A 15,200-nucleotide genomic window follows, 5' to 3' on the forward strand; every position below is an offset into this window, starting at 1 on the left:
GCTGAAGCTCGGCGGGGTGACGGTTCCGTCCGCGCGGGGATTGTCCGGTCATTCGGATGCCGACGTGTTGCTGCACGCCGTGGCCGATGCGCTCTTCGGCGCGATCGGGGCACCCGATATCGGCGAACAGTTTCCGTCGAGCGATTCCAAGTGGCGCAACACGGAGAGCCGGATGTTTGTCGATGCCGCGATCCGCCAGGTGCGGCGCAAGGGATTTGCGGTCGCCAACGTCGACGCCACCGTGGTCGCTGATACGCCGAAGCTCGTCGGCTACAAAACGAAGATGGCCATAGCTATCAGCGGGATGCTCAAGATTGCCCCGAGCCACGTGTCCGTGAAAGCGAAAACCACCGAGGCGTTTTGCCCGGGCAAAGAAGGGATTGCCGCTCAGGCGGTGGTATTATTGGACAAGGCAAAAGGCAAAAGGCAAAAGGAAAAAGTACAAGGTAAAAGGTAAAAGTAAAAGAAGGTTCACAGCACCATGTCATGGCTTGTTGCGGCAGCGAGTATTGTCGGCATGCTCATCGTCGTGCGCGTGGCATTTGCGCCAGAGGTGAAAGCGTGCTTTGAGCGCGACCCGGCCGCCCGCAACCTCATCGAGGTGCTGCTCACCTATTCCGGACTGCACGCGGTCATCGCCTATCGCATCGCGCATGCGCTGGAGCGGCTGCGCATTCCCGTGCTGCCTCGATGGATCATGATGGTGGCGCGCTGGCTCACGGGTATTGAAATTCATCCGGCGGCCAAGATCAAGCGAGGGCTCTTCATCGACCACGGCATGGGGGTCGTCATCGGCGAAACCACCGTGATCGGCAAGAATGTCACCCTGTATCAAGGGGTGACCTTGGGTGGTACAGGCAAAGAGAAGGGCAAGCGCCACCCCACGATCGGGAATAACGTGGTCATCGGTGGAGGGGCGAAGGTGCTGGGCAACATCACGATTGGCAACGACTCGATGGTTGGGGCCAACGCCGTCGTGCTGCGCGATGTGCCGCCGCATTCCACTGTCGTCGGCGTGCCGGGGCGGATTACGCGAATCAAAGACCGTTCGTTTCCCGGGGTGAAGCTCGATCACTCGCACCTGCCGGATCCGCTCACCGATCGGTTGGAAAAACTGCAGCATGAAATCGATGCGCTAGAGCACCATTTCCGAGAGCAGCGCAAGAACCCGCCGCCGTCTTCTCCCACCCCATAGCCGGCATGCGGCTGTACAACACGCTCACCAGACGCCTGGAAGAGTTCGCGCCGATCGCTCCGCCGAAGGTGTCGATGTACGTCTGCGGCCCGACCGTCTACGACGATCCCCATATCGGCCATGCGCGCAGCGCCTACGTGTTTGATGTGTTGCGGCGCTACCTCGAATACAAAAAGTTCCAGGTCACGTTTGTGCGAAACGTCACCGATGTCGACGATAAGATCATCGAGAAGGCCAAACAAGAGTTGGTCGCAAGCGATCTTAAGGCCGCATGCGCGGCGGTGGCGGAGAAATACCTGAAGAGTTATCACGAGACGCTGGCGCGATTCGGCGTCGGAACGCCGACGCAAGAGCCCAAGGCGACCGAGCATGTCGTGCCGCTGATGACGGATCTGATTTCGCAGTTGCTCATCAAGGGCACGGCGTATGAAGCGAAAGACGGCGTGTACTTTTCCGTGCGCAAATTCGAGCGGTATGGCCAGCTTTCCAAGCGCAGCGTCGATGAGCTGCGCGCCGGGGCGCGTGTGGAGCCTGGCGAGCATAAACACGATCCGCTTGATTTTGCACTCTGGAAACATGCCAAGCCGGAGGAACCCTCCTGGATCAGCCCGTGGGGGCCGGGCCGCCCAGGCTGGCACATCGAATGCTCGTCGATGAGCACGAAATACCTCGGCGATACGTTTGACATCCATGGCGGAGGGGTGGATCTGGTGTTTCCGCACCATGAGAATGAAATCGCCCAAGCCCAGGCCGCCGGCAAACCCTTCGCCCGCACCTGGGTGCACAACGGCCTGCTGACGGTGAAGGGCGAGAAGATGTCCAAATCGCTCGGGAATTTCTTGACGCTGCAGCAGGTCTTGGATCAGTATCCGCATCCGGATTATCTGAAAATCTTTTTCCTCAAAGCGCACTACCGCTCCCCGATTGATTATTCACCTGAGCGGATGGAAGAAGCGAAGAAGAACTGGGAGGAGTTTTCCAGATTTTTTCAACATTACTACCAGCAGCAGCTGGATACGGATACCGTCAGGAGCGGCCGAGCCATTCCCGAAGCGGCGACCGCCATGCAGGCCTTTGAGACGGCGATGGATGATGATCTGAATACCCCCAAAGCGCTCGCCGCGCTCTTCGACCTTGTGAATGCCGGGCATCGTCTGCTGGCGTCGGACCATGCGGAAGCCCGCGTGGCTCTTCGCGGCGTGTTTGAAGTGCTGACGCGATGCGGCACGGCGCTCGGGTTGTTTCAACAAGGCTTGAGCGAAGAAGGGATGGACACGGTTTCCCATCTTCGAGCGGTGATTGCTGAGCGCGATGCGGCGCGAAAAGCCAAGGATTTCAAGCGGGCGGATCTGATCCGCGAGCAACTACGCCAGGAAGGCTATATGCTCGCGGACACTGCGGCTGGAACGCTGTGGCGTCGCCTCAAATAAGCGATGTTGTACGCTATCTGCTATCTGCTATCTGCTATCTGCTCGCGATGGGATTAAGAGGATTTTTTATTACGTTGGACGGACCGGAGGGGTCGGGGAAGTCGACGCAGGCGCGATGGCTGGTGCAGTGGCTGAAGCGGCAAGGCTATCGCGTGACGTTCGTGCGCGATCCCGGCTCGACGTCGCTGGGACGAGCGCTGCGGCAGGTGCTGCTCCATTCAACCGCACCGCTGTCGCCGCTGGCGGAAGCCCTGCTCTTTATCGGAGGGCGGGTCCAGCTCGTTGAGGAAAAAATCCGGCCAGCGCTGGCCAAAGGCCGCGTCGTCGTTTGCGACCGGTTTCATGATGCGACGATAGTCTATCAAGGGTATGCTGGAACGCTAGACGTGCCGTGGCTGCAGCAGCTTGGGCGGCGCGCGATCGGTGGTACGATGCCGGATCTGACGCTAGTGTTGGATGTGCCGCCGCGTATTGGCTTTAGCCGGCTGAAGCGTTCTCGCGATCGCATGGAGCGCAAGCCGCTGTCGTATCACCGCCGCGTGCGCGCCGGCTATCTGGCACTCGCTCGTCGAGAGCCGTTGCGCATCAACGTCGTCGATGCGACACCGCCCGCTCAGCGGGTGCGAAACCGGATCACGGCACTGGCGGGCAAACGAGTTGCTCAAGTGGCCAACTGGCCAAGTGGCCAAACACTCACCGGGCCACCTGGCCACCCGGCCACCGGGCCACTCAGATGAGCTGGGACGAGATTCAGGGACAAGCGTTCGCCAAGACGTATCTGCAGGGGCATCTGGCTACGGGTCGGGTGGCTAATGCCTATTTGCTGATCGGCTCAGACGAGACCAGCACACGGCAACTCGCCATAGAAATGGGAAAAGCTCTTAACTGCACCGAGCGTACAGGGCGGCCATGCGATCAATGCCGGACCTGCGCGCAGATGACGAAAGGCGTGCACCCGGATCTGCATGTGCTGCTGCCGGAAGGCCCGGCAGACCGCATCAAAATCGAAACGATCCGGCAGGTGCTGAGCCGTGTGGCCCTGCGGCCGTATAGCGCCGCATGCCAGGTGGTGATCATCGACGGGGCCGAGCGGCTCACCGAAGAAGCCGCGAACGCGCTGCTGAAGGCATTAGAGGAGCCGTCTGCCTCGACGAAATTTTTCCTCACCACGTCGGCGCTGCCGCAGTGTCTGCCGACAATCGTCTCGCGCTGCCAACTGGTGCGATGTCCGTCGCCCACATCAGGGCCGACATCGGAACGCTGGAGGACGCAGCTGGCGGATCCTTCGCCGCTGCCGTGGCTGACCCAACCGCTGCCGGATGCGCGCGAGTCGGTGGCACAGCTCCTGGAGGAGATGATGGCGGCGTTTCATCAACAGGCCGCGCGTGCCGCCGAAGCCAACCGCGCAGCATCTGCACAGCGGTACGTCGATGCCGCCTTGAAGCTCATTGACTTGCAGGAATCCTTGGAGCAATTCGTCAGCCCGCGCCTCGTCGCGGCCCTGGCGAGAGAGCAATGGCTCACACTACAACGTGACCAGGTGGCCATGTGGCCAAACACCCACCCGGCCACCCTACGGTGATGTCTAAGACATTGTATTTCACAACCCCGCTATATTACGTCAATGCGGCACCGCACATCGGCCACTCGTACACGACGATCGCGGCCGATGCGCTGGCTCGCTACTACCGCCTGAAAGGCGAATCAGTCTTCCTGCTCACCGGGACCGATGAGCACGGCCAAAAGATTGAGCAGGCCGCCGCGGCCGCCGGCAAAACCCCGCAGGTCTACGTCGATGACGTCGTCGAACGCTTCCTGGAACTCTGGAAGCTGCTCAACATTTCGTATGACGATTTCATCCGCACCACCCAGCCGCGGCATGAGAAAGCGGTGCAGGCGATTCTGACGAAATTGTACGACGAGAAGAAGTTAGTGCACGCGGAGTATCAGGGGTGGTATTGCACTCCGGATGAAACGTTCTGGACAGAGGCGGAATTGGCCGCGACCGGCCGCGTCGACGGAAAACCGCTGTGCCCCTCCTGCCAGCGGGCGTTGGAGCCCGTTCAAGAGGATGGCTGGCACCTGCCGCTGCGCGCGTCCCAAGACTGGCTGCGAAATTTTGTGAAGACTCACCCGGATTTTGTCAAGCCGGCCAGCCGCTATAACGAGCTCGCGAGCCTCTTGGAGCAGCCGCTGCCGGAGTCGCTGTGCATCACCCGCCCGCGCCAGCGGGTCAGTTGGGGCATTCCGGTGCCCTTCAGCCCGGACCATGTCACCTATGTGTGGATCGATGCGCTGCTGAACTACATCACCGTGGCGGGCTACCTCGAGAACCCGAAACGGTTCGACGCGCTCTGGCCGGCGGCGATGCATGTCATCGGCAAAGATATCCTGCGGCACCACGCGCTGTACTGGCCGGTGCTGCTGCATGCGCTGGGCCTGCCTGATGCGCAGATGCCGAAAACGATTTTCGCCCACGGCTGGTGGAAGGTGGGCGAACAGAAGATGTCGAAAACGCTGGGCAACATCGTCGATCCGACGGCCGTGGTCACGCAGCTGCTGAAGGATCAGCCGTATGCCGCGGACATCTACCGCTATTTTCTCCTGCGCGAAATCCCCTTCGGCCAGGATGGGAGTTTTTCGGAAGACGCCCTATTCAAGCGCCTTGACGCCGATTTGGCCAACGACCTCGGCAACTTGGTCAACCGCACCTGCTCGATGCTGGAGCGCTATTGCCAAGGCGTGATCCCGCAGGCGGATGGCGTCGGCGCCTCATCGGACGATGCGGCGCTGTGGACGGCAGCGCAGCAGGTCTCCTCGGCGGTGGATGCGTCGATGAGCCGGGTGGATTTTTCAGGAGCGCTCGAGGCGATCATGGCGGTGGTGACCCAGACCAATCAATATATCGAGCGCACAGCCCCCTGGAAACTCGCGAAACAGCCTGAGAGCGTTCGGCGCTTACACGTCGTCCTCGTGACAATGGCGTCGGTGGTGCGGGCATTGGCCGCCCAGCTGCAGCCGTTCATGCCGTCGGTCGCCGACGCGATGTGGGAGCAGCTCGGCTACACCGGCGTGTCGCACACGGCAGATCCCACCCTCGTCACCGCGTCGTGGCCTTCGGCGCATCCCATCGGCGCGCACCCTGTGCTGTTTCCTCGGGCCAAGGTGGGATGACGCGATCCTTCTTGCGCAGCCGATGGCTGTACGCCGTGTTGGCTCTCCTGATCATCGGGGTGTACGTGTGGGGGCGTCCGACGAATGCGCCGGAGCCGCTGGAAGCCATCCGGGAGCTTCCGGAGCGCTCGCGAGAGTGGATGCCGCAAACGATCGATGCGCAGACATGGCGACGCGTTGTGCGCCATGAGCCGGCGACCACCCTCGCATTGGTGATCCTCGGCCTGTTCTCGCTCGTCATGACATGCGGCGGCATCGCGCTGGCGATTCGCGCCGTCATGCAGGGCACGTGGCGGTCGTGGTGGACCGCATCATCGACGGCGCTGCCCCCGTGGTCTTTCGGCGAGCTCTTCCGAATCATGATGCTGGCCGTGGCCATGGCGTTTCTGTTATCCGCCGCCCAGCTGATGCTGGTGACGACCGGGCTGTTGCCCCTGCCTGATCCGCATGTGGCGTTGACCGTGGCCATGCTGTTGCTTGACGTGTTTGTGGGCCTCATGATCCTCTCGTTCGCCGCCGGCAAGGGGCGCTCGGTCTGGGCCACCTTCGGGTTGACCGGCCCGATCGCCGGCCCGGCCATGACGATCGGCTTGCGCAGCTACATGACGGCGTTTCCGTGGCTCTTCGGGTTGCTCTGGCTGGTCGCTCAGGTGGTTGAAGCGCTCGGCATCAAGCAGCCGATTGAGCCCATCCAAGAGCTGGTGTTTCGCGAGCAGCGTCCGTTCGTGCTGGGCTTGACGGTGGTGCTCGCCTGCACGGTCGGCCCCATCGTCGAAGAGCTGTTTTTCCGCGGCGTGCTCTACACCGCGATTCGCCAGCGGACGTCGCGCCTCATCGGGATGCTCGCGAGCGCGGCGATCTTCGCGCTGCTGCACACCAACGTGGTGGGATTTTTGCCGATCGTCGCGCTCGGCTGCGTGCTGGCGTATCTGTATGAGCGGACCGGATCGCTCGCCGCGTCGCTGGCGGTGCATGTGCTGCACAATAGCTTTTTGATCAGCACCGCCATGGTCTTTCGCCATATGATGAGCGCTAGCCCACCGTGATGAAGACGGTGCATGCGATTGGTGAGTTTAAGTTGATTGATCGCATTCGAAGGCGTCTCCACCGACCAACGTCTGTTGTGGCGGGGATCGGCGATGATGCGGCGGTGGCGCGCACGAAACACGGCGAGCTGCTGCTCTTTGCCAGCGACATGCTGGTGGAAGGGACGCATTTTCGCCGAGACGCTCTGTCGCCTGCGGCCATCGGCTGGAAAGCGCTCGCGTGCAATATCAGCGACATCGCCGCGATGGGGGGCGCGCCGTTGTGGGCGGTGGTGTCGTTAGGCCTGCCGCCGCGCACGCCAATCGCCTTCGTCGATGGGCTCTATGCCGGACTGGAACGGTGTGCCAGGCGGAATCGCTGCGCCGTCGTCGGCGGGGATACCGTGCGAGCCCCGCAGGTCATCGTCGATGTGGCGATCATCGGTTACGCGGCGTCATCGCAAGTGGTTCGGCGCAGCGGCGCACGGATCGGCGATACGCTGTGCGTCACCGGCCGGTTAGGCGGCTCCTACCTCAGCGGGCATCACGCCGCCTTTACCCCCAGAGTCGCAGAGGCTCAGGCGTTATTGAAGCGCGCGCGCATTCATGCCATGATGGATCTCTCCGACGGGCTGGCATCGGATCTGTGGCAGATGAGCCGGGCCAGCGGTGCGATCCTGCGCATTGAGGCGAAGCAGGTTCCCATTTCACGGGCAGGAAAAACGTTGCGCCATGCGCTGATGGATGGAGAAGATTTTGAGCTGCTGTTTGCCGTCGCCGCGCGCGACGTGGCGCGATTGCCCCGGCGGATGGGTTCCTGTCCTGTGACGTCGATCGGTCGCGTGGTGCGCCGCGGCGTCGGCGTCGAGTTGCAGCGTCGTGATGGCCGCATCGTTCCACTCATCCCGACAGGATTCAGGCACTTCTAATGTCTCATCGCCAATCGCCAATCGTCAATCGACAATTCGAGGCTGTCACGGCTTCGGTTGAGGAAACCCACGCTCTTGGTGAGCAGCTCGGTCGACTCTTGCAGCCCGGCGATGTGGTGGCGTTGCGCGGGGAGCTGGGCAGCGGAAAGACCACGCTGATTCAGGGAATCGCCAAGGGGCTCGGGTGCGATCCGCACCGCGTCAAAAGCCCCACCTTTGTGCTCATGCGTGAATATTCCGGCCCCGCACCCGTGGTGCATATCGACGGCTACCGGCTCTCCGGAGCCCCGGCCGCGGCGTGGCTGGATGTGGATCTGATGTTTTCGCCCTCAAAGATCACGCTGATCGAGTGGGCCGAACGGTTTGAAGGCGTGTTGCCGTCGGATCACGTGGAGATATCGCTGGCTCATGTCAGCACCAACCGCCGCCGCATTACCTTCCGCGGCACTGGTGCACGAGGGCAAGCTGTAATGAGTCAGTTCCAGGTTCCAGGTTCCAGGTTTCAGGTTGTTGCGAAGGCTGAACCTGAAACTTGAAACTTGGAACCTGAAACGAACATACGATGACAATCTTAGCCATTGAAACATCGACAAGGCAATTGGGAGTCGCGGCCGTTGACGCAGGACGGGTGCTGGCATCCTATGAGTTATTGGCTGATTACCCCCATGCCGTGGAGCTGCCGAATGCGGTGACGCGCGTGCTTCAGAGCGCGCGCACTCCGCTGAACCGGGTGGAGGCTATCGTCGTCGATATCGGGCCCGGCTCGTTTACCGGCTTGCGGATCGGCCTCGCGTTTGTGAAAGCTTTGGTGTTTCCCAAATCCCTTCCGGTGGTGGGCGTCGCTTCGTTGGATGTGCTGGCGGCGCACGTGCCGTATGCCTCATCTCCAATCTATGCGGTGCTGGATGCGCGGCAGGGCAACGTGTATCTGGCCCGGTATCGCTGGGACAGGCAGCGCATCCTCAAAGACAGCGACTACCTGCTTGGCCCGCTTGAGCAGACGCTGGCCGCATCAGCAGAGCCGGCGATCTTTGTTGGCGATGGCTGTGCGGCGTTCCGCGAGCAGATTCTTGCGCGCGTGCCACAGGCGGTCTTCGCCCCCTCCGACTTCTGGCTGCCTCGCGCCGCCACGTTAGCCCGGCTTGGGCAGGAGCGGTTTCGTGCTGGGCAGCGGGATGATCCGCAGACATTGGTCCCGCTCTACCTGTATCCGATGGACTGCTCGGTCCGCTCCCCCGACCGTCCCACCGCCGTCATTCCAAAAACCGTGGCCGTGTGACCAAGTGGCCAAGTGGTCCCTGGCCATCCAAGTCCGGTCGTGTCTTAATTTGAAAACCCAAAGGCAATACCTTGCTCAGCGACCCGCTTTACAGAATCCACGCTTATCATCCACACTTTTTTCTTGACCGCTATTTAGATTTCCACTATACTTGGGATCGCTATCCAAAGGAGGCGCAATGGCAAAAATCACTTTTGATCTACGAGATGGGCAAATTGTAATCGAGGGAGCCGAAAAGGAGTTGATTGAGATTCTACAGGTGGCTAAGACCGTCGCTCCTCATTTTAAAGATGTAAACATTCACGGTGAGGTAGCTAGCACTGAGGAGGCTCGTGGAATAACTAGTCCCAGCGGTAGAAAAACCACAGTGAGAGAATTCGCTAAAGAGCTTCCGGTCAGTACCTTTTACGAACGCATAGCGGCTATCGCTTATCATGCAATTAAACATGAGCGGCGAGCCTCATTCTCCCCTAAAGAAATGGAGGACTGGTTCGGGTTATGTGGTTTCAAGAAGCCGAGTAACATGCGCGTGGCTTTCAATGATGCCAAAAGAAAATACGGATATATCGAGAGAAAAGGTCATGGTCAGTGGACAATTTCAACTGGCGGAGAAAATATAATTCTTGAGATGCTTGAGCGAAAAGGGGGCAACCCCTAACATGGAGTGTAGCCATGCCGCCTCCATTACGCGGCTGGCTCGGCAGCCCTAGATAAAGCAAGAAGGCGGGATCGCCGCTAAGCTGATACCCGCCTCCTTGTCCGAGCTATGTACGACCTAGACGGGGCTACTTGCTCGTTTGGGCGGTAGTCCCGTCTAGTATATTAGCTTAGATATTCGGTACTTGACAAGGGAATTGTATACCTGAATCAGCAGGAGTAGCTTAATAAGATGCTTTTCTTCATTGATGAAAGTTGGCAGGCAACACACGACCAAAAGCTTAAGGCTGGGGTGCTCGCTGCCGTCCAGATTAAGAGCCACGACTTTAACGAGTGCTCGCAGGACATTTATTCAATCAAGGCAAGCCATCTAGGACGTGAAAACGGTAACATAGAATTGAAGGGAAAAAGTGTTTTGGGAGCGTATCAATTTCGGTTAGAGTCAAGAGGGATTCGCTCAAAGGATCTTGCTCTTGTTAGAGAAATACTCTCGTATATGGCGACAAAAGGGACGACGGCGTTTGCTTCAGTCGTGTTCGCAAAGGAAGATATGGATTTAGCTTGCGCTGACTCCCAGCACCTCGAACGGCCATTCTTTTACCTGTTCGAGAGAATCAATTTATTCATGAAAGAGAACCATCCAGGACTAATTGCAAAATTGATCTTTGACGACAGAGGCGTCCAAACAAATCAGAAAATATCAATCTCGGTGAGTAATTTCTTCCATAAAAGCTCAGCGGGTCGTTCGTTTGACTCAATTCTCAAGGTTCCATTATTTGCTATCTCAAAGGAAAATGTGGGGATTCAGGTGGCTGACATCGTAGCTTACACGCTAGGTGGACGATTCACTGGCGACAAGAACATCGGTGAATTCTTTAAGACGGTAAAGAGTATGGAGTTCAAGAGTAGACTGACTCGTGACGTTAGTGGGGTTCAGCGCCCTTGGCTGGGATTCAAGATCATAAAAGATAAAGAGGCTGGCGATTTAAGAACCCCAATCGGAATTCCTAAACCTATGAGGGGACCAGAGGGCCCCCCACCAACCTCCACACCTAGCTTGGCATCCCCCTAACCCCCCTGTCAAGTTTTTCTACAACTTCTGCCGGTGGCATCGAACCCTCACGATGACACCGGGCAATGGCGGCTGGTATAAGAGATCATATCTGGACGCTGGAAGAACTCGTAGACGAAGCCTTGCAGTGGCCTTCCGAAAAATGAAGAAGTGGTTTTTAATCTTGTTTACTCTCTTTCTGTCAGGCTGCGGTTCGGCCTATGACAAAGGCTACGAAGATGTCTGGGAGGAGCGTGGAAAAGACCCCCTCATGTATGTGCTAAGCGGGGCATATCAGAGTGGTTATCAGCAAGGAGAACGCGATTATGCTGATTACAACAAAGGTTGCGCCCACGCGGATGGAGGCGAACCCAAGCAGCGATTTGATAGCTATTACTACGACTTGGGTTACAGCGAATGCCAGTAATTTTCGTTGGTCAAATTAGGACACTACCCCGAATTGGTTTTGCTTTCTCTGACGAGAAAATCCAGCTATAATATTTGGTTACCATGTCGCAAAAACTCAAAGGCGCGCAAATCCTCGTCGAGTGCCTCAAACGCGAGGGAGTCGAGACGGTCTTCGGCATCCCTGGCGGGGTCAATCTGCCCACGTTTGACGCGCTCTACCAATCGTCGATCAAGGTCATCCTCACGGTGCATGAGCAGGGCGCGGCCCATATGGCCGACGGCTTTGCCCGCGCTACCGGCAAGGTCGGCGTGTGCCTGGCGACCTCCGGTCCTGGGGCGACCAACCTGGTGACCGGCATTGCCACCGCGTACATGGATTCGATTCCGATCGTGGCCTTGACCGGCCAGGTGCGCACGTCGGTGATCGGCAACGATGCGTTTCAAGAGGTGGACACGATCGGCATCACCCGGCCGGTGACGAAGCACAGCTACCTCGTCAAAGATGTGCGAGACATCGCCCGCGTGGTGCGCGAAGCCTTCTACATCGCGGCGACCGGCCGGCCAGGGCCGGTGCTGATCGATCTGCCGGTGGACTCGACGGTGGCCGAGACCGAATTCATCTACCCTGAGACAGTGGACATCCGCGGCTATCGGCCCACCGAGGCTCCAAAGCCCTCAGCCAAAGCGATCGAACAGTTGGCCGAGGTCATTGCGCGCGCCAACAAGCCGATTCTCTACGCCGGGGCCGGCGTGATCCAAGCCGGGGCCACCGCGGAGCTGATGGAGCTGGCCCATAAAACCAAGATTCCCGTGACGACCAGCCTGCTGGGTCTGGGCGGGTTTCCAGAGACGGATCCGCTGAGTTTGGGCATGCTGGGCATGCACGGGTTTGAATACACGAACTACGCCGTGGCCCAGTGCGATTTGCTCATCGGCATCGGGGCGCGCTTCGATGACCGCGTGACCGGCAAGCCGGATGAATTCGCCCGCCATGCCAAGAAGGCGCACATCGACGTGGATCCTTCCTCGATCAATAAGACCGTCGTGGTGGACTATCCGGTGGTGGGCGATGTGAAACACGTGCTGCAGGCCCTCAACCGCATCGTGAACGCCCCGGACACCAACGGTTGGCTCAAGACGATTGCCGAGATGCGCAAGCAGTACCCGCTCGTCTACCGCGAAAAAACCAAGCTGCTGCCGCAATACATCATTCAGCAGATCTCCGAAGCGACGAAGGGCAACGCCGTGATCGCGACCGGGGTCGGGCAGCATCAGATGTGGGCCGCGCAGTTCTATCAATTCAATCGGCCGCGATCGCTGATCACCAGCGGAGGCTTAGGCACCATGGGCTTTGGGCTGCCGGCGGCCATTGGCGCTCAATTCGGCCGGCCCAATGAAGTCGTGTGGGACATCGATGGCGACGGCAGCTTCCAGATGACCGCGCAGGAGCTCGCCACGGCCGCTCAGCACAAATTGCCGCTGAAGGTGGCGATCATGAACAACCAGCACCACGGCATGGTGCGGCAATGGCAGGATTTATTCTATGAGGGACGGCATGCCAGCTCTCGCTTGAACCCGGTGGATTTCGTGAAGCTGGCTGAGGCGAACGGGTGCGTGGGCATTCGCGTGGAACGGAAGGATGAGGTGCGTCAGGCCATCGACCGCGCGATGCAGGTGAATGACCGTCCGACGGTGATTGAGTTCATGGTGGAGCAGACCGAGAATATTTGGCCGATGATAGCACCCGGCAAACCGCATGACCAGCTCTTGGGCACCTACGAAACGCTCAAGAATGAAGGCGGAGTAGCCCAGCACAGGCGCCTTGATCCCGATGACGAATCCAAACTCAGCCTCGGCTAATACAGAAATTCATGACGTTGATTACACAGATTATGAAAAGATGATTGCACAGATTAAGGCGATTTAATCGGTGTAATCAATTTGAAAATCTGTGTAATCCCACAAAAATGAGTGAAAAACATACGATTTCTTGCTTAGTGGAAAACCACTTCGGCGTGCTGGCCAGGATTTCGAATCTGATCAGCGCCCGAGGCTTTAACATCGATTCGCTGACGGTGAGCGCGACCGAAGATCCCACGATCTCGCGCATGACCATCGTGGTGGATGCGGATACCACCGTAAAACTGGAGCAGGTGAAGAACCAGCTCAACCGGCTCATCGACGTGATCGAGGTGCGCGAGCTGAAGGAAGGCCAGTTCATCGACCGGGAAATTCTGCTGGCCCGCGTTTCCGCCAGTGGCAAAAAACGGGCCGAGCTGGAAGCGCTCGCGGCGAGTTTCGGCGCGAAGCTGGCGGAAACCACCGATCATTCCGTCGTGATTGAGGCGATCGGCGACACCAAGCGGCTGGATCAGCTCGTGGAGAAGCTTCGGCCTCATGGCATCACCAAGCTCGTCCGCACCGGCCGTGTAGCACTTGAGAAATAGACGAAAAGACGACCCAGGACACATGACCCATGACATTTGATGAAGACCGTTTGGTCATGAGTCGTGAGTCATGCGGCATGGGTCGCCGTCACTGAAATGATTCCAGTTCCCATAGCTTTGCTCACACTCTTCTACGGCGCGATGGCGGCCCTCTCCGCCGCAACGGTGTGGAAGATGTTTTTTGATGTGACCGATCGCTCGATGCTGCTGCCGCTGGGGTGGCTAGCGCTGTCGGCGAGCCTGATGTGCGGTTTGCCGCTGCTCAAACCTTGGGCGCGCAAGCTGGCCGTGGCGGCGTCGTTATTGATGATGGTGTTTACCTTATCGCTGGCAACGCTGTTGGTGATGCGCGGCCAGCCTAGTGTCGCGATCATCGCGACATGCGGGGCCGGCGTGCATGGGGTGGTTATCCGCTATCTGCAGCGGCCGATGGTGAAGGCGTACTTTCAGAGCGATATCAGATATCAAAGTGAACTTTGATATCTGATATCGATTGGAAAGGATGACAATGGCGAAGATGTATTACGAGAAGGATGCAGACGTAAAAGCGCTTAAGGGTAAGACGGTGGCGATCATTGGCTACGGCATCCAGGGCCGGGGCCAAGCGCTCAATCTGCGCGACTCAGGCGTCAAAGTTATTGTTGCCCAGCGCCCTGGCGGGCCAAATTTCGATCTGGCCAAGCACGATGGCTGGACACCAGTCTCCGCGACCGAGGCGGCCAAGAAGGCCGATGTCATCATCATGCTCGCCCAGGATATGCTCCAGGGGCAGATCTACCGCAAGTCGATTGCACCGAACTTGAAGGCTGGCAAGGCGCTGGGATTTTCGCACGGCTTTGCGGTGCTGTACAAGCTGGTCGATCCGCCGAAGAACGTCGATGTGATCTTGATTGCGCCCAAGGGTCCTGGCAGCTTGGTGCGCTCGCAGTATCTCGAAGGCAAAGGGGTTCCGGCGTTGGTGGCCGTCTATCAGGATGCGACAGGCAAGGCCAAGCAGCTCGCCCTGGCCTGGGCCAAGGGTATTGGGGCCACGCGAGCCGGGGTATTGGAGACGACCTTTAAGGAAGAAACCGAAACCGATAACTTTGGCGAGCAAGCCGTGCTGTGCGGCGGAGCCTCGGCGCTGATCAAGGCCGGATTTGAGACGCTGGTCGAGGCCGGCTATCAGCCGGAAGTGGCGTACTTTGAATGTTTGCATGAGCTGAAGCTGATCACCGACATGTTCTGGGCCTCAGGCATCCAGGGCATGCGCAAGCGCGTCTCGGATACGGCGAAGTGGGGCGATGTGGCGTGCGGGCCGCGCGTGATCGATGCGCGCGTGAAGGACAACATGAAGCAGCTGCTGCGCGAGATCCAATCCGGCCAGTTCGCCAAGGAATGGATCGCCGAGCATCAGGCCGGCCGGCCCATGTTCAACAAGCTGATGGCGCAGGATGAGCAGCATCAGATCGAGCAGGTGGGGCGCAAGCTGCGGGCGATGATGCCGTGGATAGGCAGCCAGCAAAAGCCAAGACAGAATAGAAGCAAGAAGCGGCAAGTCGCCCGCAGCCGATCGTGAAGCGGACGGGGGTGATCCCACCCCCTGCGAGTGTTGCTGAAAGCAAC

General features: G+C 59.0%; 17 protein-coding genes. All 17 read left to right on the forward strand.

Going from position 1 to position 15,200, the window contains the following annotated elements; translation table 11 throughout:
• Positions 1-457 (forward strand): 2-C-methyl-D-erythritol 2,4-cyclodiphosphate synthase (gene ispF, locus HY737_06955; protein MBI4598117.1); only part of this gene is annotated, 457 nt, incomplete at its 5' end.
• A gap of 60 nt (positions 458-517) precedes the next feature.
• On the forward strand, positions 518-1,195 hold the full coding sequence (gene cysE / locus HY737_06960; GenBank protein ID MBI4598118.1) for a serine O-acetyltransferase: 678 nt from the start codon (positions 518-520) through the stop codon (positions 1,193-1,195).
• Between the two features lie 5 nt (positions 1,196-1,200).
• Positions 1,201-2,625 carry a cysteine--tRNA ligase gene (locus HY737_06965; protein MBI4598119.1) on the forward strand — a complete coding sequence of 475 codons (1,425 nt, stop codon included), beginning with the start codon at positions 1,201-1,203 and terminating at the stop codon, positions 2,623-2,625.
• Between the two features lie 68 nt (positions 2,626-2,693).
• Complete coding sequence (gene tmk, locus HY737_06970) at positions 2,694-3,362, forward strand: dTMP kinase (protein ID MBI4598120.1); 669 nt, start codon at positions 2,694-2,696, stop codon at positions 3,360-3,362.
• Positions 3,359-4,207: a hypothetical protein gene (locus HY737_06975; protein ID MBI4598121.1), complete on the forward strand. Its 849-nt coding sequence runs from the start codon at positions 3,359-3,361 to the stop codon at positions 4,205-4,207. The genes tmk and HY737_06975 overlap by 4 nt, the downstream gene beginning before the upstream one ends.
• Entirely contained in the window at positions 4,207-5,799 is a 1,593-nt protein-coding gene (gene metG, locus HY737_06980) for a methionine--tRNA ligase (protein ID MBI4598122.1), read from the forward strand. The genes HY737_06975 and metG overlap by 1 nt, the downstream gene beginning before the upstream one ends.
• Positions 5,796-6,845 (forward strand): CPBP family intramembrane metalloprotease, encoded by a 1,050-nt coding sequence (locus HY737_06985; protein ID MBI4598123.1) that lies wholly within the window; start codon positions 5,796-5,798, stop codon positions 6,843-6,845. Before metG ends, HY737_06985 begins: the two co-directional genes overlap by 4 nt.
• A complete protein-coding gene (gene thiL / locus HY737_06990) occupies positions 6,845-7,753 on the forward strand; it encodes a thiamine-phosphate kinase (GenBank protein ID MBI4598124.1) in 909 nt (302 codons plus the stop codon). Before HY737_06985 ends, thiL begins: the two co-directional genes overlap by 1 nt.
• Positions 7,753-8,289 (forward strand): tRNA (adenosine(37)-N6)-threonylcarbamoyltransferase complex ATPase subunit type 1 TsaE, encoded by a 537-nt coding sequence (tsaE, locus tag HY737_06995; GenBank protein MBI4598125.1) that lies wholly within the window; start codon positions 7,753-7,755, stop codon positions 8,287-8,289. The genes thiL and tsaE overlap by 1 nt, the downstream gene beginning before the upstream one ends.
• A gap of 26 nt (positions 8,290-8,315) precedes the next feature.
• Positions 8,316-9,032 carry a tRNA (adenosine(37)-N6)-threonylcarbamoyltransferase complex dimerization subunit type 1 TsaB gene (tsaB, locus tag HY737_07000; protein ID MBI4598126.1) on the forward strand — a complete coding sequence of 239 codons (717 nt, stop codon included), beginning with the start codon at positions 8,316-8,318 and terminating at the stop codon, positions 9,030-9,032.
• Between the two features lie 178 nt (positions 9,033-9,210).
• Positions 9,211-9,690, forward strand: a complete 480-nt coding sequence (locus tag HY737_07005; protein ID MBI4598127.1) for a hypothetical protein — start codon at positions 9,211-9,213, stop codon at positions 9,688-9,690.
• A gap of 231 nt (positions 9,691-9,921) precedes the next feature.
• Positions 9,922-10,761 carry a DUF3800 domain-containing protein gene (locus tag HY737_07010; GenBank protein ID MBI4598128.1) on the forward strand — a complete coding sequence of 280 codons (840 nt, stop codon included), beginning with the start codon at positions 9,922-9,924 and terminating at the stop codon, positions 10,759-10,761.
• A 142-nt stretch (positions 10,762-10,903) separates the two neighbouring features.
• Positions 10,904-11,167 carry a hypothetical protein gene (locus tag HY737_07015; protein MBI4598129.1) on the forward strand — a complete coding sequence of 88 codons (264 nt, stop codon included), beginning with the start codon at positions 10,904-10,906 and terminating at the stop codon, positions 11,165-11,167.
• Between the two features lie 83 nt (positions 11,168-11,250).
• Positions 11,251-13,008: a biosynthetic-type acetolactate synthase large subunit gene (gene ilvB, locus HY737_07020; protein MBI4598130.1), complete on the forward strand. Its 1,758-nt coding sequence runs from the start codon at positions 11,251-11,253 to the stop codon at positions 13,006-13,008.
• A gap of 107 nt (positions 13,009-13,115) precedes the next feature.
• A complete protein-coding gene (gene ilvN / locus HY737_07025; protein ID MBI4598131.1) occupies positions 13,116-13,595 on the forward strand; it encodes an acetolactate synthase small subunit in 480 nt (159 codons plus the stop codon).
• A gap of 63 nt (positions 13,596-13,658) precedes the next feature.
• Positions 13,659-14,075 (forward strand): hypothetical protein, encoded by a 417-nt coding sequence (locus tag HY737_07030; GenBank protein MBI4598132.1) that lies wholly within the window; start codon positions 13,659-13,661, stop codon positions 14,073-14,075.
• Positions 14,076-14,103: 28 nt separating this feature from the next.
• Complete coding sequence (ilvC, locus tag HY737_07035; protein ID MBI4598133.1) at positions 14,104-15,153, forward strand: ketol-acid reductoisomerase; 1,050 nt, start codon at positions 14,104-14,106, stop codon at positions 15,151-15,153.
• Positions 15,154-15,200 lie beyond the last annotated feature (47 nt).

It is taken from the genome of Candidatus Omnitrophota bacterium (genome assembly GCA_016209275.1).
GTDB lineage: Bacteria > Omnitrophota > Gorgyraeia > Aquiviventales > Aquiviventaceae > JACQWM01.